General features: G+C 64.2%; 22 protein-coding genes. 15 read left to right on the top strand and 7 right to left on the bottom strand.

Annotation, left to right across the window (positions count from 1 at the left end):
- The first annotated feature begins 396 nt into the window (after nucleotides 1-396).
- The 7 genes from ACWNC0_RS03115 (at nucleotide 397) to ACWNC0_RS03085 (ending at nucleotide 7,179) form a co-directional block, all read left to right on the top strand.
- Nucleotides 397-1,848 carry a hypothetical protein gene (locus tag ACWNC0_RS03115; RefSeq protein WP_449469522.1) on the top strand — a complete coding sequence of 484 codons (1,452 nt, stop codon included), beginning with the start codon at nucleotides 397-399 and terminating at the stop codon, nucleotides 1,846-1,848.
- 96 nt (nucleotides 1,849-1,944) lie between these two features.
- Complete coding sequence (locus tag ACWNC0_RS03110) at nucleotides 1,945-2,490, top strand: hypothetical protein (protein WP_449469521.1); 546 nt, start codon at nucleotides 1,945-1,947, stop codon at nucleotides 2,488-2,490.
- A gap of 27 nt (nucleotides 2,491-2,517) precedes the next feature.
- A complete protein-coding gene (locus tag ACWNC0_RS03105; protein ID WP_449469852.1) occupies nucleotides 2,518-3,108 on the top strand; it encodes an EAL domain-containing protein in 591 nt (196 codons plus the stop codon).
- Between the two features lie 29 nt (nucleotides 3,109-3,137).
- On the top strand, nucleotides 3,138-4,127 hold the full coding sequence (locus tag ACWNC0_RS03100; RefSeq protein ID WP_449469520.1) for a ParB/RepB/Spo0J family partition protein: 990 nt from the start codon (nucleotides 3,138-3,140) through the stop codon (nucleotides 4,125-4,127).
- Between the two features lie 240 nt (nucleotides 4,128-4,367).
- Nucleotides 4,368-5,447, top strand: coding sequence for a Rieske 2Fe-2S domain-containing protein (locus tag ACWNC0_RS03095; RefSeq protein ID WP_449469484.1), 1,080 nt, complete (start codon nucleotides 4,368-4,370; stop codon nucleotides 5,445-5,447).
- Nucleotides 5,448-5,570: 123 nt separating this feature from the next.
- Nucleotides 5,571-6,248, top strand: coding sequence for a hypothetical protein (locus ACWNC0_RS03090; protein WP_449469519.1), 678 nt, complete (start codon nucleotides 5,571-5,573; stop codon nucleotides 6,246-6,248).
- A 520-nt stretch (nucleotides 6,249-6,768) separates the two neighbouring features.
- Entirely contained in the window at nucleotides 6,769-7,179 is a 411-nt protein-coding gene (locus ACWNC0_RS03085; RefSeq protein ID WP_449469518.1) for a low affinity iron permease family protein, read from the top strand.
- A 251-nt stretch (nucleotides 7,180-7,430) separates the two neighbouring features.
- On the opposite strand, the gene ACWNC0_RS03080 is transcribed toward ACWNC0_RS03085, so the two are convergent.
- Both ACWNC0_RS03080 and ACWNC0_RS03075 read right to left on the bottom strand, forming a co-directional pair.
- On the bottom strand, nucleotides 7,431-8,201 hold the full coding sequence (locus ACWNC0_RS03080) for an SDR family NAD(P)-dependent oxidoreductase (protein WP_449469517.1): 771 nt from the start codon (nucleotides 8,199-8,201) through the stop codon (nucleotides 7,431-7,433).
- A 2-nt stretch (nucleotides 8,202-8,203) separates the two neighbouring features.
- Entirely contained in the window at nucleotides 8,204-9,301 is a 1,098-nt protein-coding gene (locus ACWNC0_RS03075) for a Rieske 2Fe-2S domain-containing protein (RefSeq protein ID WP_449469515.1), read from the bottom strand.
- 123 nt (nucleotides 9,302-9,424) lie between these two features.
- Between ACWNC0_RS03075 and ACWNC0_RS03070 the strand changes: the two genes are divergently transcribed.
- A complete protein-coding gene (locus ACWNC0_RS03070; protein WP_449469514.1) occupies nucleotides 9,425-10,162 on the top strand; it encodes a helix-turn-helix domain-containing protein in 738 nt (245 codons plus the stop codon).
- Here the strand turns inward: ACWNC0_RS03070 and ACWNC0_RS03065 are convergent.
- The 5 genes from ACWNC0_RS03065 to ACWNC0_RS03045 form a co-directional block, all read right to left on the bottom strand.
- Nucleotides 10,159-11,097, bottom strand: a complete 939-nt coding sequence (locus tag ACWNC0_RS03065) for an AEC family transporter (RefSeq protein WP_449469512.1) — start codon at nucleotides 11,095-11,097, stop codon at nucleotides 10,159-10,161. The genes ACWNC0_RS03070 and ACWNC0_RS03065 overlap by 4 nt on opposite strands.
- A gap of 256 nt (nucleotides 11,098-11,353) precedes the next feature.
- The gene (locus tag ACWNC0_RS03060; protein WP_449469510.1) at nucleotides 11,354-12,208 is read right to left on the bottom strand and encodes a sugar phosphate isomerase/epimerase family protein; all 855 of its coding nucleotides are present in this window, start codon (nucleotides 12,206-12,208) and stop codon (nucleotides 11,354-11,356) included.
- A gap of 12 nt (nucleotides 12,209-12,220) precedes the next feature.
- Nucleotides 12,221-13,120: an NAD(P)-dependent oxidoreductase gene (locus ACWNC0_RS03055; protein ID WP_449469509.1), complete on the bottom strand. Its 900-nt coding sequence runs from the start codon at nucleotides 13,118-13,120 to the stop codon at nucleotides 12,221-12,223.
- Nucleotides 13,121-13,304: 184 nt separating this feature from the next.
- A complete protein-coding gene (locus ACWNC0_RS03050; RefSeq protein ID WP_449469508.1) occupies nucleotides 13,305-14,549 on the bottom strand; it encodes a CaiB/BaiF CoA transferase family protein in 1,245 nt (414 codons plus the stop codon).
- Nucleotides 14,546-15,346, bottom strand: coding sequence for a crotonase/enoyl-CoA hydratase family protein (locus ACWNC0_RS03045; protein WP_449469507.1), 801 nt, complete (start codon nucleotides 15,344-15,346; stop codon nucleotides 14,546-14,548). Before ACWNC0_RS03045 ends, ACWNC0_RS03050 begins: the two co-directional genes overlap by 4 nt.
- A gap of 104 nt (nucleotides 15,347-15,450) precedes the next feature.
- Between ACWNC0_RS03045 and ACWNC0_RS03040 the strand changes: the two genes are divergently transcribed.
- From ACWNC0_RS03040 to ACWNC0_RS03010, 7 genes are all read left to right on the top strand, one after another.
- On the top strand, nucleotides 15,451-16,323 hold the full coding sequence (locus ACWNC0_RS03040) for a LysR family transcriptional regulator (RefSeq protein WP_449469505.1): 873 nt from the start codon (nucleotides 15,451-15,453) through the stop codon (nucleotides 16,321-16,323).
- 88 nt (nucleotides 16,324-16,411) lie between these two features.
- The gene (locus ACWNC0_RS03035; protein WP_449469504.1) at nucleotides 16,412-17,566 is read left to right on the top strand and encodes an acyl-CoA dehydrogenase family protein; all 1,155 of its coding nucleotides are present in this window, start codon (nucleotides 16,412-16,414) and stop codon (nucleotides 17,564-17,566) included.
- A 13-nt stretch (nucleotides 17,567-17,579) separates the two neighbouring features.
- Nucleotides 17,580-18,503 (top strand): acyl-CoA dehydrogenase family protein, encoded by a 924-nt coding sequence (locus ACWNC0_RS03030; RefSeq protein WP_449469503.1) that lies wholly within the window; start codon nucleotides 17,580-17,582, stop codon nucleotides 18,501-18,503.
- A gap of 132 nt (nucleotides 18,504-18,635) precedes the next feature.
- Nucleotides 18,636-20,072 (top strand): NAD-dependent succinate-semialdehyde dehydrogenase, encoded by a 1,437-nt coding sequence (locus ACWNC0_RS03025; RefSeq protein WP_449469502.1) that lies wholly within the window; start codon nucleotides 18,636-18,638, stop codon nucleotides 20,070-20,072.
- Between the two features lie 191 nt (nucleotides 20,073-20,263).
- The gene (locus tag ACWNC0_RS03020) at nucleotides 20,264-21,343 is read left to right on the top strand and encodes a zinc-dependent alcohol dehydrogenase (RefSeq protein ID WP_449469501.1); all 1,080 of its coding nucleotides are present in this window, start codon (nucleotides 20,264-20,266) and stop codon (nucleotides 21,341-21,343) included.
- Between the two features lie 31 nt (nucleotides 21,344-21,374).
- Nucleotides 21,375-22,646 carry a sulfotransferase family protein gene (locus ACWNC0_RS03015; protein ID WP_449469499.1) on the top strand — a complete coding sequence of 424 codons (1,272 nt, stop codon included), beginning with the start codon at nucleotides 21,375-21,377 and terminating at the stop codon, nucleotides 22,644-22,646.
- A complete protein-coding gene (locus tag ACWNC0_RS03010) occupies nucleotides 22,646-23,305 on the top strand; it encodes a TetR/AcrR family transcriptional regulator (protein WP_449469497.1) in 660 nt (219 codons plus the stop codon). Before ACWNC0_RS03015 ends, ACWNC0_RS03010 begins: the two co-directional genes overlap by 1 nt.
- Nucleotides 23,306-23,359: the final 54 nt, after the last annotated feature.

Raw genomic sequence — 23,359 nt, 5'->3', positions numbered from 1 at the left:
GACGTTGCTCCCCTCTCCCCAACCCTCTCCCCTGAAGGGGAGAGGGAGTAAGGCCGCTCGCCTAATCAGTTCCTCTTTCCACGGCCGCAGACTATATCGGGACAGATCGAACCATAATGGACAAAGGTGGACAACGTCGCGAAGCCGCCCTTTTGCGCCGTTCAAAGCCGCCCAACCCCAATTTCCCCAATCTCGCCACCTAATTTCCACCCAAAAACCACACCCACACGCCCTTTGCGTACCTAACCCCACGCTTCCCACATCCCCTCCCACACCTCTTCGCCTCCAAAACCCCAATCTCACCAAATCGGTGATTTTAGAAGAAGCCGTAAGGGAAAGCCGTGCTTAGCCTTGGGGCCTTGCGATGATGTTCGCATTGAACAGGGAGATTGTAGCATGTCTTTGGTTGGGCCAGCGCGGTCAGGGCGGCGTCTGCTGCTTTGCGCCACGGCGATTCCGCTTTTCCTACTCGGCGCCTGCTCCGATGGCGTGGGTTTCAGTGTCCGCACGGCAGGCGGCAAGACGCCGTCAGGGCCATCGGGTCCCAGCGGCCCTGGCGGCCCCGGTGGCCCAACGGGTCCAGGCGGTCCCACGGGTCCGGGCGGCCCCAGCGGCCCCGGTGGCCCAACGGGTCCAGGCGGTCCCACGGGTCCAGGTGGACCCACCGGCCCGAACGGTCCTACGGGTCCAGGCGGTCCGACAGGCCCCGGCGGCCCAACAGGACCGAACGGCCCGACAGGCCCCGGCAGCCCAACAGGACCGAACGGCCCGACAGGTCCCGGAGGCCCTACTGGACCCGGTGGCCCCACAGGTCCGACCGGCCCGTCTGGACCCAGTGGCCCGACCGGCCCAACCAGCGGCTCGCTGATCGGCGTCAATCTGGGTAACCAGGCGATCACGGGTCCGACAGGTCCCGGATCATTGGTCGGCCTCAATGCCCTGTCCGACGCCGGGAGCGCGACCGGAACCGTTGCCACGGTCAATCTGCTGAACGGAGATGGCGCCGTTGTGCAGGCAACCCTGCCGACCACGGTTGCGGGCGTGCAGCAGGGACTGGCGCCGGTGGGTTCGCTCGCCGGAACCTTGCTGGGCGATCAGGCGGGCAACACCGTCACGCAATTGACCGATGGCCTCGCCCCCGTAGTGGCAACGGTGACCTCCGCTGCCACGCAGGTGACGGCGCCTGTGCTCGACACGCTGAACGGCGCGCTCGCGCCCATCACGGCGCCGCTTGTCGGCAGCGATGGCGCGCTGGCCCCCGTTACGGGGCTGGTCGAAACTGTCGCGGGCGGCCTGACAGGTGCGCTCGGCGGGGGCGGCGCAGCGCCGGGCGGGCTGCTCGGCGGGCCGCTGATCGGCGCCAATGTCGGCGGCGAGGCGGTAACCGGTCCCTCCACCAGCGATACGCTGGTCGGGGTTAACCTGTTGCCGTCCACCACGGCCCCTGCGCAGGGGCAGCTGTTGACCGCCGACGTGCTGACGCAGGGGACGATCGTCGATGTGACCGTGCCCACGACCACGACGGGCGTGGAGGCCGGACTTGCGCCGGTCGGCAACCTCGTCGGCGGCGTGCTGGGGGCCGAGGCGGGCGCTGCGGTCAATCAGGTCGTGACCGGCGCCGCGCCCGTCGTCGCCACGGTGACATCCACCGTCGACAGCGTCGTCTCCCCCGTACTCGACGCCGTCAACGGGCTGGCTCCGGCACTGCCCGCAGGCGGTAGCGGCGGCGGGGAATCGCTGCTGGCGCCGGTTACCGGGCTGCTCGGTGGCGTTTCGGCTCCACCGACGGGCGAGCAAAGCCCGATCGCGCCGGTTACCGGCCTGTTGGGAGGCTTGTTGGGTCGCTGAGCCTTCCCACGGAGGGGAGAGGAGGCGGTGGGCGCCGCCTCCTCAAACCTTCCCGTCCCTTTCCTTGTGCGCCGGGTTCACTGAAAGGATCTGCGTTTGACGAAACCCCATCAGGCCGAGCATCTGCTCGTCATAAGTCTCAATAATTTTCATGCGATCGAGGCGGCCTATGGTGCCGATACCGCCGGTGGCGCGGTCGATCATCTCACCCATGCGGCCCGTCGGCATCTCGGTCGCATCAACCTTCGCAACGTGGAGGGAGGCCACATCACGCTGACAGCGCGCTATCCGCTCATGCGATCCCTGCCTGTGGGAAGGCTAGGCGAAAGGCTCTGCGAGGCACTCGACAGCGAACCATTCCGGTACGAAGGCCGCGACATATTGCTGTCCGTTTCCGCAGGCCATGCCGCCACTGGGGAAGGGGAGGCGCGCGCCCGGCTCGCGGCCTCCAGCCTTCATCAAGGAGCTATCGCCATCCGACCCGGCGAGGCCACAGCCCTCTACCGCAAGGACATGGCGCAGGCGGCCGTCCTCTTGCATCAGGTGCAGGACGGCACGGCCTTCCTCCGCTGGCGCCCCGTATCGCGGGCCGAGCATGAAGGCCCCACCCTATATCATGAAGCGACGCTGACCGGCGACTAAGCCGACTGCGCCACAAGCTACGCCGCGCTGGAGCGGCTCGGCCTGGCCCACCTGATCGACCGATCGCTGGTACGCGACGTGCTGCGCGAAATGGAAGGCGACCCGACCGCCTGCCTCTCCGTCGCGCTTTCGCCGCAAAGCCTGTCGCTCAACCTGCATGGCGAGGGCGCGGGCTGGGGCGAACTGCTCGACCGGCTAAGGCACGCCCCCCAAGTCGCGCGGCGGCTGGTGATCGAGATCAGCGATCATAGCGACATCATCCTGTTTCGCGACGCGCTGGCCTTCGTCAGGACCTTGCGCGCCTTGGGCGTCCGGATATCGGTATCGCGCTTCGGGTCGGGCCGCGCCTCGGTCGGGCAGCTAATGGCGCTATCCCCCGATATGGTGAAGCTGGACAGCCCGTTCCTGCACACGGCCTGTGCATCGGAAAGCAACTGGTCGCGCGTCGCCTATCTTCTGGGTCTTGCCCGCACCATGACATCGACCGTGATCGTCGATGGCGCCGAGTCAGCCTGCACTGATCCCGCTTTTGCGTACACGCAAAGAAGGCTCCCGCCGCCCCTCACTCGCACCATTACGGACGCAGTCCAGCGGGCGGGGCAAGGCACATGGCGCTAATGCAGTCCCGGCAACGGAGGATGGATGGAATGGCGGGCTTGATACGGGAGATGATGGCGACGCTGTCCCGCGATGGCAAAACCGGCCGCGCGGCCATGGCGCAGCAGGAGGCGCTGGGTCGCCTGGACGACCGGCTCACCAGCTTCGCCGAGGCCAGGATCGACAGCCGAGCGCCAATGCTGATCCGGCCGGACGAATGCATGGTCTGGGACGGCAATCCGCGCGATCAGCCGGGCCTCAATCCCGACAGCTGCCGGTCGCTGATCGAATCCATCGCGGCCGAGGGCGGCAACCGCATTCCCGTGCTGGTGCGGTTGAACCCCGGCGCGTCGGAGCAGCCCTACCAGCTGCTCGTCGGCAGCCGCCGCCGCTTTGCGATCGACTGGCTCAATCATAATGGCCGCCCTGAATTGCGCCTCAACGCGCTGCTGGTCGAGCTATCCGATGAGGAAGCCTTCCGTCTCGCGGATATAGAGAATCGGGAACGGGCCGACATTTGCGAACTCGACCGCGCGCGCAGTTATCAGCAGGCGGTGGATCGCTTCTATGGCGGCGTCCAGTCGCGCATGGCGCAAGCGCTGGGCCTGTCTAACAGCCAGCTCAGCCGCCTGCTCGCGCTTGCCCAACTGCCCGAAGAGGTGATCCAGGCCTTCGCCACGAAGGAAGATCTGAAGGTCCGCTATTCCGAATTGCTGACCCCGCTGCTCCGCAGGAACGAGCAGCGGGCGGACCTGATCGCCGAAGCGCGGATCATCGCGACAGAGCAGCAGGCGCGCGCTACCGGTGACGGGGCGATGCTGCCATCCGCAACGGTCCTGTCCCGCCTGCGTCAGGCCGCCGCGCGGCGGCCCAGGGATATGGGTGAGATCGTGATCCTCGCAGACGGCGATCGCATCGGCCGGGCGCGCGTCGCTAAAGGAGCCGTCATGCTGGACGTCAGCGTCGCCAATGATGCCGATCTCGACGCCTTGTTCGCGACGTTGCGAGAGACCATATCGGCCGCGCGGGCGATGGCTTAAGCGGCCACGGCTCCGTGAGTTTGCGCCTACGCAACGTCGGGGTGACGCTGGGCGGCCGTTTCTCCAATGCGCAGTATTAAGGGCCGGTTCAAGCTTATTGGCGATAAGTAACTTGCGCGGGCGGATGGCTTTGCGTAAATTATATGGCATCAGTTATCATCGACGGGCTGATCGCCATATGGTTCATATGGGCGAACGGCCCGTCAAGCTACGCCAGGTAGCGAGTGAGAGGATCAAGAAATGGCGACATCGTCGGACTATCGTCTGGGAGACTTCACCTTCCCGCGTGGCTGGTTCATGGTGGGCGAGAGCGCTGAGGCGACGAGCACGCCCAAGGCGATGCGCTATCTTGGCCAGGACATGGTGATGTACCGTGGCGAGAGCGGCAAGGTCTATGTGACCGAGGCCTATTGCCCGCACATGGGCGCGCATCTGGCGAAGAACACGACGAGCTATATCGTGCGCGATGGCGAGCAGGTGGAGGGCGAATCGATCCGCTGCCCCTTCCACGGCTGGCAATATGGCCCCGACGGCCAGTGCAAGAACATCCCCTATTCCGACTTCGTGCCCAAGGCGGCGAAGCTCAAGACCTTCCCGGCGATGGAGCGGGCGGGCACGATCTGGATCTGGCATGATCCCGAAGGCCTCGAACCCAATTTCGACCTGCCCGATTTCGGCGGCCATTATGATGCGCCGGGCTGGGTCAACTGGAAGATCGACTATATGGGCGATCTGGACATCCACCCGATCGAGGTGGTCGATAACATGGCCGACTTCGGCCATTTCATCCCGATCCATGGCGCCAAGGACTTTGTCTACTTCGCCAATGAGTTCAAGGATCATATCGTCCACCAATATTATGCCGCCGGGCACCGCACGCTGACGCTGAACCCGGAAGACGTGCTGACGCTCGACACCTGGTATACCGGCCCGTCGATCCTCCAGTCGGAGATGGCGGGGACGTTCGACAGCTTCATCATGATCACCCACACCCCGATCGAGGATGGCAAGATCCGCGTCTGGCACGGCCTGATGGTGCAGGTGAATGACGGCACTGCGCCCGTCACCGACGAGCTGCGCGCCGCAGCGCTGGAATATCAGGAAGGCAGCCGCCTCGCCTTCGCCCAGGATGTCGAGATCTGGCAGAACAAGCGGGCGTGCCTCAACCCGCTCGTCATCCCCAATGACGGCCCCTATGGCAAGGTGCGCAGCTGGTACAAGCAGTTCTACAACCCCCGCGACAAGACGCCCGACATGCACAAGCGCACCAACGGCCTGCATGTCACACTCGACAAGCGTAGTTCCACGCAGGCGGCATAATGGCGGATCAGGTTGCGCCAACGGTTGCTTGGCGCAACTAACGGCGTTCAGGATGGATGGCCCGATCGGGCGGATTTTCCACGTAATACGGACCGTGTGAGCGGCCGGATCAGGAGACATGAAATGGCGACGTTGGCGGTAGAGGCACAGGATTGCATGCGTTCGATGGGGCATGTTGCCCTATATTATCCGAATGCGGAGGACGGCCCTGTCGCGGCCAAGCTGCTGACGCTTCTGGGCTTCGTGGAAACGCAGATGCTGCCCTTTCCCCAGGGAAACTTCTATCGTTTCGTGGTGCATAACGACAACCGCAGCCGCGGCGATGGCATCTTTTACCTGGCCGCGCTGCCCGCAGCGCAGGCCGCGCTGAACAAGGCCGCGCGCGAAGCGCTGGGCTATGGCACGGACAAGGAACATGCCGCGGTTGCCGCGCTGCGCGAAGCTGTCGACTCCGATCCCGAATATACGTTCCACATCGGAACGCTGGTCGATTCTTTCGAAGTGATCGAAAAGATGACGCTTGCCCTCATCGACGCGAACGAAAATGATCCGGACCTGAAGGGCCGCCTGAAGGTAAAGGTCAATCGCCCCCGTCAGGGCAATGCGGAAATCGACGCGCAACTGGACGCGTCACCCGCCTTCGGCAACGTCACGCGCTATGCCTATGGCCGCAACGGCCTTCAGCTGTTTGTCGAGACGGATTTGCTGACGAGCGGCCAGATCGGCGACACGCTGATCCTGGAGTTCGACTATGTGTGGCCGGGCTTTGACAGCCACATCCTGTCGGTGGTCGAACTCTAAGCCACGGGTAGCAAGGGGTGCCTGCTCGCAGCCGCAGATGGCGGCGCGGGCTGCTCCCTCACCCACCATGATCAGCAGATTTATGCGGCAAGCTGCGCCGTCGCAGCCCCATGCCGACGATGCATGTCACCACTCCGGCGACTAGGGCATGATCATTATTAGAGCATCGTGCGCAAAAGTGGGAACCGGTTTTGCGCAAAAAACGATGCGGCGACAAATAGCTAGAGCGCGCGTCTTGCGTCGGATTTAACGCAGCGCGCTCTAGTACTCGTCACCCCGGACTTGATCCGGGGTCCCGCTTCTGTTCTGACGCTGTCGAGGCATCGGGACCCCGGTCGAGCCCGGGGCGACGGAAAAGCAGCCTTAATGCCGATGCTTCCGTCTAAGACGATCATGCTCAGGGTAGATATTGCGTATCCCGTGGCTTTTATCGCAGCGGCGTTGATCATTTCGCTTGGTTGAATGTTTCTAAATGTTGCTGGTTCCGAATGACCAGCGGCAGCAGCATTAGGGACATGATATGGACCGCATCTTCACCGCCATGGCCACCCGGATCGCCTCGGCCGCTGGCCAGCCGCTCAGCTTTGTGTTCGCGCTGGGGCTCATTCTGATATGGGGCGTGACCGGACCCTTGTTCGGCTATTCGGACACCTGGCAGCTGATCATCAACACCGGCACGACCATCGTCACTTTCCTGATGGTCTTCCTGATCCAGAACAGCCAGAATCGCGACGCCGCCGCCATGCAGGCAAAGCTGGACGAGGTCATCCGCGCTCTGGACGCCGCGCGCGAACAATTTATCGGCATAGAGCATCGCAGCGCGAACGAGGTCGAAGAGATCCGCGCCGCGCTGGAAAAGGAAGTCGGCTGCGACGAAGGGAAAGCCGGTACAGCCGACGATAGCGTCGAACATGTCCTGCGACGGACCTAGAGCCTCGTACTCCAGATCAGGATCGGTTTCCCGCTCGTATGAGTTTACGCGCTAGGATCGTTTTCCGTCACCCCGGGCTCGACCCGGGGTCCCGCTGCCTCGGCAGCGTCAGAACAGAAGCGGGACCCCGGAGCAAGTCCGGGGTGACGATCACGCAAACATGATCATGCGCTAGCGGACAGGAAGCGGAAAGGGAGAGGGTGGTAAGCCCTCCCCCCTAAGAACCTCTCACAAACCGCGCTGCGACAGCATCAGACCCCGAAGCCGCCCGACACCGAAATCACCTGACCCGTCACATAGCGGGCGCGTTCGGATGCGAAGAACACCGCCGCCTGGCCAATATCTTCCGACTGACCCCAGCGCTTCAGGCAGAGCAGCTTCTTGGTCTCCGCGATCCAATAATCGTCGAACACGCCCTGCGCGGTCAGTTCATGGAACATGCCCGCGTCGATGACGCCGACCAGCACCGAATTGGCGCGGATCTCATATTTGCCCTCTTCCTTGGCGATGCCCTTGATCAGCGCTTCGTTGGCTGCCTTGGGCGCGACCGACAGGCCATCGAGCTTGGGCCACCAGTCATGCCCCGCTGATCCCAGATGGACGAACGACCCACCGCCCTTTTCGCGCATGTGCGGGATGAAGGCGCGGGCGGCATTGTAAAAGCCGAACACCTCGACCTCCATCGCCTGCCGGAACTGATCGTCGCTCCATTCGGCGATCGCGACCTGCGGCACCAGCGGCCCCGCGCCCCACACGACGCTATGCACGCGGCCATGGGTGGCGGTGGCGGAAGCGACGATCGCGTCCACCGAAGCGCGATCGCGCACATCGACCTGATGCAGGCTGGCCTTGACGCCCAGCGCTTCGATCGCCTGCGCCGTCGCCTCGGCCACGTCCTTCTTGCTGCGATAGCAGATGGCGACGTCCGTGCCCGACTTGGCGAACTCGACCGCGACGCCCTTGCCGATCCCGCCGCTCCCGCCAAAGATCAGCGCCGCGCCTTCCGGGAAATCCCTGTTCATTTCTACACTATCCTCTGTTCGTTATGAATGTCATTCGGCCGCTGCGGCGTCGGCGCCTGATCCAGCCCCTTGGTGGCATGGTCGCCATTGGCGCGGCCCTGATGGCCCGCCGCCTGCGCGCGCGGATTGTAGAATTGCCGATACCATGCGCGGTTGCGGTGGAACGGCCCATCGGTCGGCAGGCGCAATATCTGCAACGCGGGCGCCTTCGTCCGCCAAATCTCGAAATCCTGCGAGAAGGCGGACAGGCCAAGCTGCTGATATTGACCATGCAAGGTCACATCCTCTGCGGAGGGCGGCACCTGCCGTCCCCGCGTGATGATGCCATGCCACACATGGGTCACGCCATCCTCGACCGGCGTATGCAGTACGATCTGCACCGCATCCGTCTCACCGGAAAAGCGCGCGATCAATATGCCCGGCCCGGTATAATAAGCATCGACGTCCAGCACGCCGCCCTCGCTGGTCATCGTCTCATGACCTCCGCCGGAAAGCTGCCGTCCGGTGACGCCGTCGAAGCGCGAGTTGAAATAGGCGAGCCGTTGCCCATGCACCGGCCCGAAATGCCGCGCATCGACCAGATTGTCGATAATCTCCTGCGGATGGACCGGAAGCTGGCCCAGATCATCATAGATGCAGCGCACCCAGGCGGCATCTTCCCATTCCGGCAGGTCGGGCAGGGGATAGTCCGGCTCCATCTGCTCGGGATCATGCCATGCGAACAGGCATCCAAACCGCTCCTCCACCGGATAGGCGCGCACCCGCGCCGCCGGGGGCAGCGGCCCGTCGAAATAGGGCACATTGTTGCAAATGCCATCCGGCCCGAAGCGCCACGCATGATAGGGACAACGGATCGAGTCCCCCTCGATCCGCCGCGCGCCCGCACCGGAACTTTGCTCGGCCGCCAGATGCGCGCCCATATGCGGACAATAGGCATCCAGCAGCGCCGCCCGCCCGCTCTCCCCGCGATACAGCACCAGATCGCGCCCGAACATGCGCAGCGCGGTGGGCGCGGCAACGGCATCTTCCGCCCGTGCGATCATGAACCAGCCACGGGGGAAAGCATATTCGCCCAAGCCATAGTCGGCCGTGGTCGCCATCCGTCCATCCTCTCTCTTATCTCGCGCGCATAGTGGGATAAGGAGGCAGCCGGATCAATTCACGCTTGCGGAATGCGATCACTATATGATCCTATTCGATCATACAGAGATCGGACTTCAGACATGCCCCAAAATGAAAGCCCCGGCGTCGCCGCCATCCTGGCCCAACTCCGCCACGAACTGCGCGTGCAGGGCATCCGGGTCGCCGACCTCGCCGCCCGCATGGACGTCGCCGAGCCAACCCTGTGGCGCTGGCTGCGGGGCAGGGGGCTCACGCTCGACAATCTCGACCGCCTTTGCCTCGCCATCGGCATCGACGTGCGTGACCTGCTAGCCCGATCGGCCGCCAGCGGCGCGGATCGCTTCACCCTGGCGCAGGAGCGCGTCCTCGCCGCCGACCGCAGCCTCGCGCTGCTCTTCTTCCTCGTCCTCAACGGCGCGCAGCGGGCGGAGTGCCAGTCGACGCTCGGCATCGACACGGCCGCGCTGGACGAAGCGATCGAGCGACTTCGGCGCCTCGGCCTCGTCGATAGCCTGCCCGGCGGACGCCTGCGCCCCCTCACCAGCCGCGCCGTCCGCTGGCGCCCGGGCGGCCCCCTCGACCAGGCCTTCAACCGCGTGGTAAAGCATTTCTTCCTCGGCCCCTCGCTGCTGGAGGGGGACGCCCGCTATGTCTCGGATATGCTCTGGCTAGGCCCCAATGGCCGCGACCGGGTGCAGGCCCTGTTCGAGCGGCTACGCGACGACGCCTATCTGATCGCCCGGCAGGAACGCGAAGCCGCAGCCGACACCGGCGACTGGTCCGCCCTCTTCCTCCTCGTCCGCCCCTTGGCAATGGCCCGCGTCACCGAGGACCTTTAAGCCCCCAGCCACCACAGCATCCCGATCAGCGTGATCGACGCCATCGTCGTCGTCAGCATGACCGCCCATGCGCTCAGTTCCATCGCCCAGCGCCCCGCCTTCCCCGCCAGCACAAAGCTCGACGCGCCACACGGCATCGCCGCCATCAATATCGCGACCTTCGCCCAAAGCGGCGGGATCGGCGGCAACATCCACAACAGCCCCGCCGTGATCAGCGGCTGCACAAGCAGCTTCAAAGCAACGACCCGCCCGATCGGTCCGGGCGTCGCGCTGCGCCGGGGCAGGGCGATGAAAATCCCGATCGCCGTCAGCGCGCACGGCGCCGTCGCCTGCGCCAGCGTCTGCATCAATATGTCGGCCGGCCCCGTCAGCGGAAGGCGCAGCACCGACCAGACGCACCCCAGCACCGCCATCAGGATCAACGGATTGCGCACCGTCGATCGCGCCGCCAGCTTCAATCCGGTGCCCACCCCATGGCCCTGGCTCGCCGTCACCTCGCTCATCACCAGACCGACCGTGAACACGATCGCCGAGTAGATCAGCATCGTCACGGACACCGGCGCGACCGCCTCCGGCCCCCAGGCCAGCGTCGCCACCGGCAGGCCGATAAAGCCCGTATTGCTGAAACAGGCGCACAAAGCCGCGATATTCGCATTCGCCCCCGACCGGCCAAAACGGCGGGCAATCGCAAAGGCCAGCGCATAGGTGATCAGCGCGCCCAACGTCACGGCGATGAACATGCCCGGCACGGCCAGATTGCTCGGGTCCATATGCGCGATCGAACGAAAGGTGAGGATGGGCAGGGTGATGGCGATGACGAAGCGGTTCAGCACCTCGAACGCGCGATCGCCCAATATGTCATAGCGCCCGCACACATAGCCGATCAGGATCAGCCCAAATACCGGGACCAGCGCACCCAGGATCGTCACGGCCATGAAAAGCGCCCCTCATGCTCGACGGCTTCGCTCCCGCCGCGATGCGCCTCCTATGACAGGACCGTTGCGGCGGAAACGCCTTTCTGCGCAATCGTCAATGCATGCAGGACAATCGATCGCATCTGTATCAAGGCTCCTTTTCCGTCACCCCGGGCCTGACCCGGGGTCCCGCTGCCTCGGCAGCATCAGATAAGAAGCGGGACCCCGGATCAAGCCCGGGGTGACGATCACTCAAACATGATCATGCTCTAAAGGATCAGCGGCCAAATTGCGCCGCACTGCTCTCAAAGCTGCGCCGCGCGGCTTTGGTCAGCGGAAGCTGGCGGAAATCATCGGACAGGATTTCCACGCCATAAGGGCCGTCATAACCGGCCCGACCCATCGCGCGGATAAAGCCCGGCACATCAAACTCACCCTCGCCGCACAGCTTGCGATGGCGCATCGTATCTTCCGTGATCTCACCCTGCATCGCCATCGTTGCATCGCATAGTTCAGCGGCGATGATGAAGCGCGTAGGGACTTTAGCAACCTCCTCCATCGTGCCGCCCGACCGCATCACATGCCAGATGTCGACCAACAGCCCGCCATTGGCCGCGTCCGCCGCAGCCACCATCTCCAAAGCGGCACCCAGGTTCGGCAGCGTCGAGAAGGGCAGCATCTCCAGCCCGATCATCAGCCCATGATCCGCCGCCTGCGCACACAGCACCGCAAACTCGCCAGCCAGATCGTCACCCGCCGGATCGTCGGGCAGGAAGGGCGGCATCACCTTGATATGCCGCGCGTCCAACGCGTCGGCGGCGCGGAACAGCTCCGCCCTTGCCGCATCCGACCGAACCCGGCGCTCCCCCGATGCAAACCAATCCGCCAGATATTCCAGCTCGACGATCTTCTGCCCGGCATCATCCAGCAGCCGCTTGAGCGAGCCATAGTCCCGCCCGCTCGCCTCCCAGGCAAGCAGGTCGCCCAGCCAAAAGCCCGTCCCCGCATAGCCCGCGCGCGCCGCCGCCTCGATCCGCTGCTCCAGAGGAAAGCGGCCCAGATTGTCCGGCCGGTCGGGCCGGACATTGCCTGCCGTGGTCCAGCAGGTGGCGATCAGTTGCGGCGCGCCCACGGCCTTTCCGGATCAATCCATGCGCGGCGTTTCGACACCTGCGTTGCGGCAGGCATAGTCGAGCAGCGCCGAATAATCCTTGTTCGCATAGTCGGTCGCCCGCGCGCCACCGAACGCGGCATGCGCCGCCGCGCCCATGGGCAGGCCGACGCGGTTTTCCGCCGCCGCGTTCATCGCCAGCGTCAAGTCCTTGAAGGCGAGGTCGATGGTGAAGCCCGGCTCCATATCGCCCTTCAGCACCTTGTTCACCATCAGCACATGGAACTGGCCGTTGCGCGCCGTGGTGTTGCCGGTCACGTCATGCATGGTCTGGATGTCGAGGCCCAGCTTCGTACCCAGCGCCAACGATTCTGCAACGATCTGCGCCGTCGACAGCAGCATGAAATTGTTGATCACCTTCATGCGGCTGCCCATGCCCGGCTTGCCGCAGCGGAAGATGTCGGTGCCCATCGCCTTCAGCGCCGGTTCGACCCGCGCGAACTCGGCGTCCTCCGCGCCGACCATGAACAACGATTCCCCGCGTTCGGCATGCAGCGCCAGACGGCCGATCGGCGCATCGACAAAGCCGATGCCCTTGGCCGCGCAGGCCGCCGCCACCCGGTCCGTGCCCTTTGCATCGATGGTAGACAGGTCCATCAGCACGGCACCTGCGTCGATGTTGGCCAGCACGCCGTCCTCGCCCAGCACCACCGCTTCGACATGCTGCGTCGCGGGCAGGACGGTGATGACGATGTCCTGACCCCGGCTCGCCTCGGCGACGGTGGCGGCCTTGGCCGCGCCCAGCGCTGCCACCTTGTCCATCTTCTCCGCGTCGATGTCGTACACCGTGACCGCAAAGCCCTTGCGCTGAAGGTTCGATGACATGGGCAAACCCATAGCGCCCAGGCCGATGAAACCGATCTTGGTGGTCATGCTGTAATCCTCTCAATCTTGAGCCGGGCGTCCCCGGCATGATGAACTGCTATTTCCCGCTCTTTCAAGAGCGAAGCGGAGCGGTACTCCTGCCGTCTTCGTCACCCCGGACTTGACCCCGGCTTTCGCCGGGGTGACGAGGGGGAGGGCCATAATCACCGTCCTCCGCCTCTGCGCGCAAAAATCAATGCAGCTTTTCCGCGATAACCCCCGCTTCCACAAGCGCCGCAATCTGCCCTTCGGACAATCCCAGCACGTCGCTCAACACGTCACGCGTATCCTCGCCCGAACGCGGCGGCGCGCGGCGGTAATCGGCGGGCGTCTTGGAAAATTTCCCCGGATAGCCCAGCACCTTGACCGGCGTACCGTCCGACCGAACCATGTCCTTGACGACGCCACGCGCGGCAATATGCTCGTCTGCAAGAATGTCGGGTATCTCATTGACCCGCCCGCCCGGCAGCTTGGCCGCTTCCATCGCGGCGATCAGATCGTCCGACTTCCACTTGGCAATCGCCGGTCCCATCTCGTCCTGCAACGCCTTGCGGTTGGGCGACCGGTTGCCATTGTCGATAAAGCGCGGATCGTCCGGCAGGTCCGGCCGCCCGATCAGGTCGCAGAAGCTGCGGAACTGCCGATCATTGCCCAACGCCACGAGGATATCGCCGTCGGAGCAGGAGAAATCCTGATAGGGCACTGTATTGGGATGCTCATTGCCCAGCCGCCGGGGGATCATGCCCCCGTTCATATAGTTGGACGCCTGATTGGCGAGCAGCGCCACCTGCGTGTCGAGCAGCGACATGTCGATATGCTGGCCTTCGCCCGTGCGGTCGCGATGGGCGAGCGCGGCAAGGATGGAGATCGCCGAATACAGGCCCGTCACCAGATCGCTGATCGGGATGCCCACCTTCATCGGCCCGCCGCCCGCCTCACCGTCGGGACGCCCCGTGATGGACATAAGGCCGCTCATCCCCTGGATCAGGAAGTCGTACCCGCCGCGATCCTTATACGGCCCATCCTGACCAAAGCCGGTGATCGAACAATAGATGAGCTTGGGATTGATCGCCGACAGAGACGCATAATCCAGCCCATATTTTTTCAGCCCGCCGACCCGGAAATTCTCGACCACGATGTCCGCGCCCAACGCGATCTCGCGGATCAAATCCGCGCCACGCGGGTCGGCAAGGTTGATCGCGACCGACTGCTTGTTGCGGTTCGCGCACAGATAATAGGCCGCGTCCTTCGACCCGTCGTCCAGGAAGGGAGGCCCCCAGCGGCGGGTGTCGTCGCCTTGCCCCGGCTGCTCGACCTTGATCACGTCCGCGCCCAGATCGCCCAATATCTGCGTTGTCCACGGCCCCGCCAGCACGCGCGACAGGTCGAGCACCTTGATCCCGGCCAGAGGCCCGGTGGCTGTCTGCTGCTCGCTCACTTGTTCTTGAACTCCGGCGCGCGCTTGCCAAGGAAAGCGGCGATCGCTTCATGATGGTCTTCGGTATAGTGGGCCAGCGACTGATAGCCCGCGGCCATTTCCAATAGCGTGGTCAGCTTCATGTCGGCCCCTTCGCGCATCAGCCGCTTCGCCATGCGCGTCGCATGACCCGGATTGGCGGCGATCTTGCCCGCCAGTTCCAGCGCCCGGTCCATCAGCTTGTCGGCGGGCAGCACTTCGGCGACCAGCCCATATTCCAGCGCCGTCTTGGCGTCGATCGCGTCGCCGGTCAGCGTCATGATATTGGCGCGCTGCGGCCCGATCAGGCGCGGCAACAGCCAGCCGCCACCGCCGCCCGGAATGATGCCCAGCTTCACATAGCTTTCGGCGACCACGGCCGTGTCGGCCATCAGGCGGATGTCGCACATGCAACTGATGTCGAGGCCAAGGCCGATCGCCGGGCCATTGATCGCCGCGATGATGGGCACTTCCAGTTCATGGATAGCCGGGCCAATCATCTGCACGCTGGTGCGATAGGCGTTGCGGATTTCATAAGGCGTGCCGCCGAACATGCCCGATCGTTCGGCCATATATTTGACGTTGCCGCCTGCGCTGAACGCCTTGCCATTGCCGGTCAGGACGATCGCGCGCACCGAATTGTCCCGCACCATCTGGCGGCAGAAATCGACGATCTCCTCGCTATGCGCGACCTCGGTGATCGTGTTGCGTTCTTCGGGGCGGTTGAAACGGGCGATGACGACGGGGCCGTCGCGCTCGACGAGAAGAAACGGGTCCAAGCGGGGCTCTCCCAATCCAAACATGAAAAGATCGCAGGACGCTAGGCGCTCGCTTTCTATCAAGCTAATATTGATTTTCGATTGTTCGATATATGGAAGCTATCATGGAACTGCGCCAGCTCCGCTATTTTGTCATGCTTGCCGAAACCGGCAACTTTCACCGTGCGGCGGAGCGGCTCAACATGTCGCAGCCGCCGCTGACCGTCGCCATCCGCAAGCTGGAAGATGAACTGGGCGCTGCTCTGTTCGTGCGAAGCGCGCGCGGCGTCACGCTGACGGCGGCGGGCCGCGCTTCGCTCGACATGGCGCGGGCGACCCTGGCGCAGGCCGATCGCTTCCGGGAGGCAGCGCGGGAAGGCGCGGCGGGGGAGCGGGGACAGCTGCGGGTGGGCTTTGTCGGATCGGCCACCTTCGAATTGCTCCCTCGCCTCATCGCCGAATATCGCCGCCGCTATCCCGCCGTCGAGCTGGTGCTGGAGGAAGCGACCAGCGCCGAAATCGCGCGAAAGCTCGCCGCCGCCGAGCTGGACGTGGGGCTTGTCCGCCTGCCGCTGCTCCAGATCGCGGCCGTGGACACGCAGGTCATCGACCCCGACGAACTGCACGCGGCCTTGCCCGAAGGCAGCCCCTTCGCCGACGCGGACAGCGTGGCGCTAGGCGATCTGGCGCAGCAACCCTTCATCCTGCAAAGCCGCATCAGCGTCCTTCATTCCATCACGCTCACCGCCTGCCAAAAGGCCGGTTTCATGCCCATCGTCGCCCAGGAAGCCGCGCAATTGAGCGCCGTCCTCGCCTTAGTCCGCTCCGGCCTCGGCGTCGCGCTCGTCCCCTCCCGCGCGGCAGGCTCGGTGCCCCAAGGCGTCCGCCTCGTCCGCCTCGCCAACAAGGTGCCCGTCCTCACCGGCGTAGCCCTTCCCCGCGACGCAGCGAGTCCGCTCGCCAAAAACTTCGCCGCCATCGCCTCCGATAGTCATTGAATATCGAATAACCGAAATTCGATATTGGACTATAAAGTCACAAAACGCGATCTATTCGCCACTTCCTTAACGGTTTCACGAGGCCGGCTTGTTCGAAACACTGACCCTTTCCACCCTCCCACCCGAGGATGAGGCGATCCGCCCAGCCCTGCGTGCGCTCATTCAGGAAGCCATCGCCGAACTGCCGGTACACCGCCGCGCCCGATCCTGGCAGGGTTTCGACGCTGCCTTCAGCCGCAAGCTGGGTCAGGCCGGTTATCTCGGCCTGTCGCTGCCCAAGGAATATGGCGGCGTCGGACGCGGTCCCTTCACCCGCTTCGTCGTGGTCGAGGAACTGCTCTCCGCAGGCGCCCCGGTCGCCGGGCACTGGATCGCCGACCGCCAGAGCGGCCCGCTGATCCTGCATTACGGCACCGAAGAACAGCGCCGCTTCTACCTCCCTCGCATTTCGAAGGGGGAAGCGCTTTTCTGCATCGGCATGAGCGAGCCGGGCTCCGGCTCCGACCTCGCCAGCGTCCGCAGCCGCGCCGATCAGCAGGCCGACGGCAGCTGGCTGCTGAACGGCCAGAAGATCTGGACCACCAACGCGATGCACAGCGATTATATGATCGCTCTCGTCCGCACATCGGGCACCAGCGCCGATCGGCAACAGGGCCTGTCCCAGCTGATCGTGGATCTGAAAGCCCCCGGCATCACGATCCGCCCGATCATCGACCTCACCGGCGACGCGCATTTCGCCGAAGTCTTCTTCGAAGACGTCCGCCTCGCTCCCGACGCCCTCATCGGCGCGGAAGGGCAGGGCTGGAAGCAGGTCACAGCCGAACTCGCCTTCGAACGCAGCGGGCCTGAGCGCATCTATTCCTCCGTCGTGCTGATCGACGCCTGGGTTCGCCATCTCGAAGCCGTCGGCCGCAAGGACAGCGCCACGCTGCGCCTCGTCGGATCGCTGATGGCGCAGCAGGCGGTGCTGCGCGAGATGTCGCTGGCCGTGACCGCCCGGCTCGTTGCTGGCGAGAGCCCGGTCGTCGAAGCGTCGCTGATGAAGGACCTCGGCACCAGCTTCGAACAGGCCGTGCCGCAGCTGATTGGTGACGATCTGGCCGCCAATCCGGACGAGCCGGTCGATCCGGAACTCTACCGCACTTTGCTTTACGTCACCCATATCGCGCCCAGCTTCTCGCTGCGCGGCGGCACGCGTGAAATCCTGCGCGGCATCATCGCCCGCGGCCTTGGCCTGCGCTGAAGGGAGCCACTTCATGGACATGTCCGAACTGATTGATCCCTTCGCCCGCCTGATCGAAGACGTCTGCACCCCCGCCGCGATCCGCGAGATCGAGCAGGGCGGTGACAGCCGCGCGATGTGGAATGCCTTTGTCGAATCCGGTTTCCTTGACGCCCTCGTCGCTGAAGAGTCGGGCGGAGCAGGGCTCTCGTTGGAGGACGCCGCGCCACTGATCGCTTTGCTCGGCCGCCATGCCGTGCCGCTGCCGGTCGGCGATACCATGGTTGCTCGTGCGCTCCTCGCCGCAGCTGGCGTCGAAGCGCCCGAAGGCCCGATCGCAATCGCAACGGGGGCGGGCGCAGTGCCCTTCGCGGCAGTCGCCTCGCACATTTTGTCGGGCACCCCCGACGCACCGGTGCTGACCGCCGCAAAGGTCGAGCCAACCGGCGTTCCGCATGATGGCGATGCCTATGCTTCAGGGCTGAACGGGGCTGCATTGCGCCCCATCGCTGCTGTGCTTCGGGCGCAGCTCATCTCCGGCGCGGCCGGTCGGGTCATGGAAATGACTGTAGCCTATGCCAATGAACGCGTGCAGTTCGGCAAGCCCATCGGCAAGCAGCAGGCAGTGCAGCAGCAATTGTCCGTCCTCGCCGAACAGGCCGTAGCCGCCCGCATCGCCGCCGCGATCGGCGCGCGCTCGGGGCTTGAACCCAAGCTCACCGACGCCGCGATCGCCAAGCACGGCACCAGCCTCGCGGCAGGGCAGGTCGCCGCCATCGCCCATGCGGTTCATGGCGCGATCGGCATAAGTGAGGAATATGACCTCCAATTGCTGACCCGCCGCCTGCACGGATGGCGGCTGGCCGATGGCTCGGAAAGCTATTGGGCCGGTGTTCTGGGCGAATTGAGGCTGGCGTCCGCCGCATCGCCGACCGCCGACTTCATTCGCGGGGCCTGAACGGGCCATTCACTGGCGGCTGGGTCTTGTCCCCTCCGTGGCGGGAGGGGTAAGAGGCCGCCAACTAATGCGCGCGCAGCTGTCCAGCGGATGAGTTTTGCAGCGCATGTCGGACCCTTGGAGTATAAGCACATGACCAATTCGACGCCCCGCCCCATCATCGACGGTCAGGAACGCAGCCAGGGTTCGCTCGGCACGATGAAGCTGGTCAACCCGGCCACCGAGGAACTGATTGCCACACTGCCCTCGTGCGGCGCGGCCGAAGCCGCTGAAGCAGCCCGGCTGTCGGTTGACGGCTTCGCGCAATGGTCCGCCATCTCGCCCTTCGAACGCAGCAAGGTCCTGCGCCGCGCCGCTGACCTGATGCGCGCTGAGGCTGACGAAGCCGCCGCCGAAATGACGCGCGAGGGCGGCAAGCCGCTGGCGCAGGCGCGGGGCGAATGGCTGGGATCGGCCGACCTGCTCGATTGGTATGCGGAAGAAGGCCGTCGCGCTTACGGACGTCTGATCCCCACGCGCGCCAGCGACATGCGCTGGGCGGTACAGCGCCGCCCCGTCGGTCCCGTGGCCGCCTTCACCCCCTGGAATTTCCCGGCCTGGACCGTCATGCAGAAGGTCGCGCCGGCGTTGGCGGCAGGTTGTTCGGTCGTGCTGAAGTGCGCCGAAGAAACGCCGAGCGCCGGGTGGCGCATTGGCCGGGCGCTGCTGGCTGCTGGCTTGCCGCCCCGCGCGATCAGCGTGATCTGGGGTGATCCGGCGGCAATTTCCGCCACCCTCTGCGCTGCGCCGGAAATCCACAAGGTGACGCTGACCGGATCGACCCGCGTCGGCCGCTTGCTTGCAAGCGCCGCCGGGCAGCACCTCAAGAAGGTGACGATGGAGCTTGGCGGACATAATCCGGTGATCGTCGCGCGCGATGCTGATCTTGCCACCGTCGTTCCGCTCGCGACCGAATTCAAGTTTCGCAATGCGGGGCAGGTATGCGTCTCGCCCACGCGCTTCCTGGTTGAGAAGCCGCTCTATGCCGATTTCGTCGCGGGCGTGACCGAAGTGGCCAGCAAGCTGCGCGTCGGTGACGGCATGGCTGCGGACACGCAGATGGGGCCGCTAACGACAGCAGGTCAGCTTTCCAAGATTGAGGCGCTGGCGGCTGACGCGGTACAGCGTGGTGCGAAGATCGAAACCGGCGGGTCGCGCATCGGCAATCGCGGCTATTTCTTCCAGCCAACCGTCCTGTCAGGCATGACGCCCGAAATGGACGCGATGAATGAAGAGCCGTTCGGTCCCCTCATGCTCGTAATGCCGGTCGACGACATCGATGCCGCGCTGACAGAGGCTAACCGGCTGCCCTATGGCCTTGCGTCCTATGCCTTCACCAACAGCATGAGCACCGAACGCAAGATTTCCGAAGGAATCCATGCGGGCATGCTGGGCATCAACCATTTCGCGATGGCGATGCCGGAAACGCCCTTTGGTGGCGTCGGCGACAGCGGCATGGGGTCCGAAGGCGGCAGCGAAGGCATGGAAGCCTATCTCCGGCCCTTCCTCATCTCCGCCAAAATCGGATGAAATAGCCTTCGTGCCCCGGCGCGAAGGGGCCGCCTAATGCTGATCGAATGATGCTGCCCCGTGCCTGTCAAAAGGTGCGGGGCAGTTTTCGTTCGCCCGGCATTCCGCCCGCCGTCAGCCGCTTCTCTTCTTGACTCGGAAACTGATTGGTTTACCAGTTTCGCCGAACAAAAAAGTGAGGAGAGGACGTCATGAGCGATTCCCAAGGCGTGGGCGCGAATCCGGATCAGCAAAATTCCGCAACCATGCCGCTGGCGCGCGTTCATGGCGTTGGCGACATGCGCGTCGATCAGGTCGCGATACCGGTCGTCGGTCCCCATGATGTGCTGGTGCGCATCGGCGCCACGGGCGTGTGTGGCAGCGACCTGGGCTATGTTGCCGCAGGTGGCCTGGGCGGCGGCGCGCCTCTCGCGGAACCGTTGCCGATCGGCCATGAATTTGCAGGCATCGTGGAAAAGGTGGGCGCGCAAGTGCAGGGCATTCAGCCGGGTCAGCGCTGCGCCGTCAATCCGGACGCGGGCCTTATCGGCGGGGGCGGGCCGACGGGCGCCTTCGCTTCGTTCATCCTAGTTCCGGACGCCCGCGCTGGCGCCGACATCTGCCCCATCCCCGACAGCTTGCCGCTCGAAAAGGCAGCGCTGGCCGAGCCATTGTCCGTGGGCCTGCACGGCGTGAATATCGGTCGGGTACAGCCGGGTGACAAAGTAGTGATACTCGGCGCGGGTCCCATTGGCCTGTGCACAATCATCTGCCTTCGCCATCGTGGCGTGAAGGACATATTGATCGCAGATTTGTCCGATGCCCGGCTCGAACGCGCTCGACAGCTTGGCGCTGCCGTCACCGTCAATCCCTCGCGCGAACCGCTGGTCGAGGCGATCGGGAAGGCGCACGGAACCGGTGAGAGGTTCGGCATGCCCTTTGTCGGCACGGATGTCATTATCGACGCCGCCGGAGCGCAGCCGCCGCTGGCTGAGTTGCTCGACGTTGCCAAATTCCGCGCGCGGATCGTGATCGTCGCGCTCCACAAAAAGCCGATGCCGGTCAATCTGTGGAAGATGATGGCCAATGAGTTCAGCATTTCCGGATCGATCGCAACCGACCGCGAGGATGAGTTCAACGAATGCCTCCAGATGCTGGCGAGCGGCGAGATCAATGTCGATCCGCTGATCAGCCATCGTATCGCGTTCGACAAATTGGATGAGGCCTTCCGCATCGCCGCCGATACCGAAGCATCGGCCAAGGTCATCGTCACTTTCCCCCAGACTGCGTGAAGCTGGCTCCAGCCGCGCCAAAGGATCAACAATGAGCGAAACCATGCAGCCCGAGCCGCAGGAAATTCATATCGACGACATGGCGGAGCCGATTGTCACGCCAATGATCGAGGCGGCCCGCCAGGGACCTGCCGACCGGCCCGACCATATGACGGTGGATCAGGTTCTGGCCCAGGCCATCGCCAATTCCGGCGGCCTTGATGATTTCGGTGAGGATCAGAGCTTTCGCGAACGCATGGCGGTGACGCTTCAGGCGTGGGATGAGGATGAAGGCCTGACCCGTGGCGGCCGGATCACCCTGCTCGACCATCTGGTGCGCGTCATGGTGAACCGCCTGCGGATCGAGGATATCGTCAAGCGGCACCCGGAAATCCTCGACATCCAGATCGATCGCCCGCTGTTCATCGCGGGGCTGCCGCGTTCGGGCACGACGCACCTCGTCAACTGGCTCGCTCGCGATGAGCGATTGCGATCGCTGACACTCTGGGAAGCCGAGGAGCCCGTCCAGGTGCGCGAACTTGCGCCCGGCGAAGTTGACCCGCGTATCACCCGCAGTGCCGAACTATGGAGCGCGTTCGAAGCGATGCTGCCCCACATGGCGGCGATGCACGGCATGGATGCAGCGTCGATCCATGAGGATAATGAACTGCTCTATATGGACCTCAACTGCTACAGCTGGGAGTTCCAGTCCCGCATTCCGCGCTGGATCGACCATTATTTTGCTCATGACCGCACCCCCAGCTATGCCTATGAAAAGAAGGTGCTACAGGTACTGACCTGGCATCGCGGTCCCAATCGCTGGTTGTTGAAATCGCCGCAGCACATGGAAAATCTGGCGGCGATCAAGGCCGTTTTCCCTGATGCCACGATGGTCATCACGCATCGCGATCCCATCGCTGTTCTGCGGTCGCTGACCACCATGCTTGGCTATAGCGACCGTATCCGCCGCGATCCGGTCGATCCTCCTGCGCTCGCCCGCCTCTGGCTGGACCGGATCGAGCGGCTGCTGCGCGCCTGCGTCGATCAGCGGGACGCATGGGGTCCGGAACAGTCGGTCGACCTGTTGTTCCATGAATATATGGCCGATCAGGAACGGGTGATGCGGGAGGTTTACGCGCTGGCTGGACTGGAATTGACTCCAGAGGTCGAGAATCAGCTGCTTGGCTATCTCAACGAAAATCCGCGGAACAAGCATGGCAAGGTGATCTACGACCTCGAAGGCGTGTTCGGCCTGAACGAAGCCGCCGCGCGGGAACGCTTCGCCTTTTATTATGACCGTTTTCCAGTGCGGCATGAGGCCTGATGGGGACCTCCGCGACCGCATCTGCTGAAGGGAAATCAGAGCCTGTCCCGGTGCGCGTAGGCCGGGCAGACCAGACGCTCGCGAAGAAGCGCCGTCTGCTCCAGATAGCGCGCGAGGAGTTCATCCGCCAAGGCTATCGGGCGGTCACCATGGACGCTATCGCCCAGGCGGCAGGCGTGTCGAAGCGATCCCTCTACCTCTGGCATGAAGACAAGGCGGCCCTTTTCCGGGCCTGCCTTGCCGCCGGGGTAGAGCGTTTTCCCTTGCCCCAATTTAACGATCCAGCCGAGCCTGAAGCTGATCTACGGGCTTTTGGCGTTGCGTTGCTGACGGAATTCACCAGGCCATCGACCGTAGGCATGGCGCGGCTGTTGATGCGCGAAGCACATGAGTTCACCGAATTCGGAGCCATGATCCGGCAGAGCCAGGATGATTATCTCATCCTTCCCTTGGCCAGCCATCTTGAGCGGGCCAGGGTTGCGAAAGGGGACAGTATGGCAGCGGCGAAGTTGCTGCTCTCCATGCTCCTGATGCCGGTTCATAATTATCTGCTGATCGACGCTGCGCTCCCGGATGAAACGGAATGTGCGGCTCATGTCGGGATGGCTGTGCGCACCTTTCTTCAAGGGTGCTCGGGCTGCGAAGGCAGGGTCGCTTGACTCAAAAAGCAGCCCCTATTATCCACAAGTGAGCATTCACTTACAAATGTGGTG

This window comes from Sphingobium chungangianum (assembly GCF_977014255.1).
This window is presented reverse-complemented; position numbering and strand designations above follow the sequence as displayed.

Bases quoted from the DNA above. Each gene is read 5' to 3' on its own strand.
- ACWNC0_RS03070 (WP_449469514.1), top strand. From the start codon at position 9,425: ATGCCCCAAAATGAAAGCCCCGGCGTCGCCGCCATCCTGGCCCAACTC.
- ACWNC0_RS03100 (WP_449469520.1), top strand. From the start codon at position 3,138: ATGGCGGGCTTGATACGGGAGATGATGGCGACGCTGTCCCGCGATGGC.
- ACWNC0_RS03085 (WP_449469518.1), top strand. From the start codon at position 6,769: ATGGACCGCATCTTCACCGCCATGGCCACCCGGATCGCCTCGGCCGCT.
- ACWNC0_RS03075 (WP_449469515.1), bottom strand. From the start codon at position 9,301: ATGGCGACCACGGCCGACTATGGCTTGGGCGAATATGCTTTCCCCCGT.
- ACWNC0_RS03095 (WP_449469484.1), top strand. From the start codon at position 4,368: ATGGCGACATCGTCGGACTATCGTCTGGGAGACTTCACCTTCCCGCGT.
- ACWNC0_RS03020 (WP_449469501.1), top strand. From the start codon at position 20,264: ATGAGCGATTCCCAAGGCGTGGGCGCGAATCCGGATCAGCAAAATTCC.
- ACWNC0_RS03055 (WP_449469509.1), bottom strand. From the start codon at position 13,120: ATGACCACCAAGATCGGTTTCATCGGCCTGGGCGCTATGGGTTTGCCC.
- ACWNC0_RS03080 (WP_449469517.1), bottom strand. From the start codon at position 8,201: ATGAACAGGGATTTCCCGGAAGGCGCGGCGCTGATCTTTGGCGGGAGC.
- ACWNC0_RS03115 (WP_449469522.1), top strand. From the start codon at position 397: ATGTCTTTGGTTGGGCCAGCGCGGTCAGGGCGGCGTCTGCTGCTTTGC.
- ACWNC0_RS03025 (WP_449469502.1), top strand. From the start codon at position 18,636: ATGACCAATTCGACGCCCCGCCCCATCATCGACGGTCAGGAACGCAGC.
- ACWNC0_RS03065 (WP_449469512.1), bottom strand. From the start codon at position 11,097: ATGGCCGTGACGATCCTGGGTGCGCTGGTCCCGGTATTTGGGCTGATC.
- ACWNC0_RS03030 (WP_449469503.1), top strand. From the start codon at position 17,580: ATGGACATGTCCGAACTGATTGATCCCTTCGCCCGCCTGATCGAAGAC.
- ACWNC0_RS03040 (WP_449469505.1), top strand. From the start codon at position 15,451: ATGGAACTGCGCCAGCTCCGCTATTTTGTCATGCTTGCCGAAACCGGC.
- ACWNC0_RS03015 (WP_449469499.1), top strand. From the start codon at position 21,375: ATGAGCGAAACCATGCAGCCCGAGCCGCAGGAAATTCATATCGACGAC.
- ACWNC0_RS03010 (WP_449469497.1), top strand. From the start codon at position 22,646: ATGGGGACCTCCGCGACCGCATCTGCTGAAGGGAAATCAGAGCCTGTC.
- ACWNC0_RS03090 (WP_449469519.1), top strand. From the start codon at position 5,571: ATGGCGACGTTGGCGGTAGAGGCACAGGATTGCATGCGTTCGATGGGG.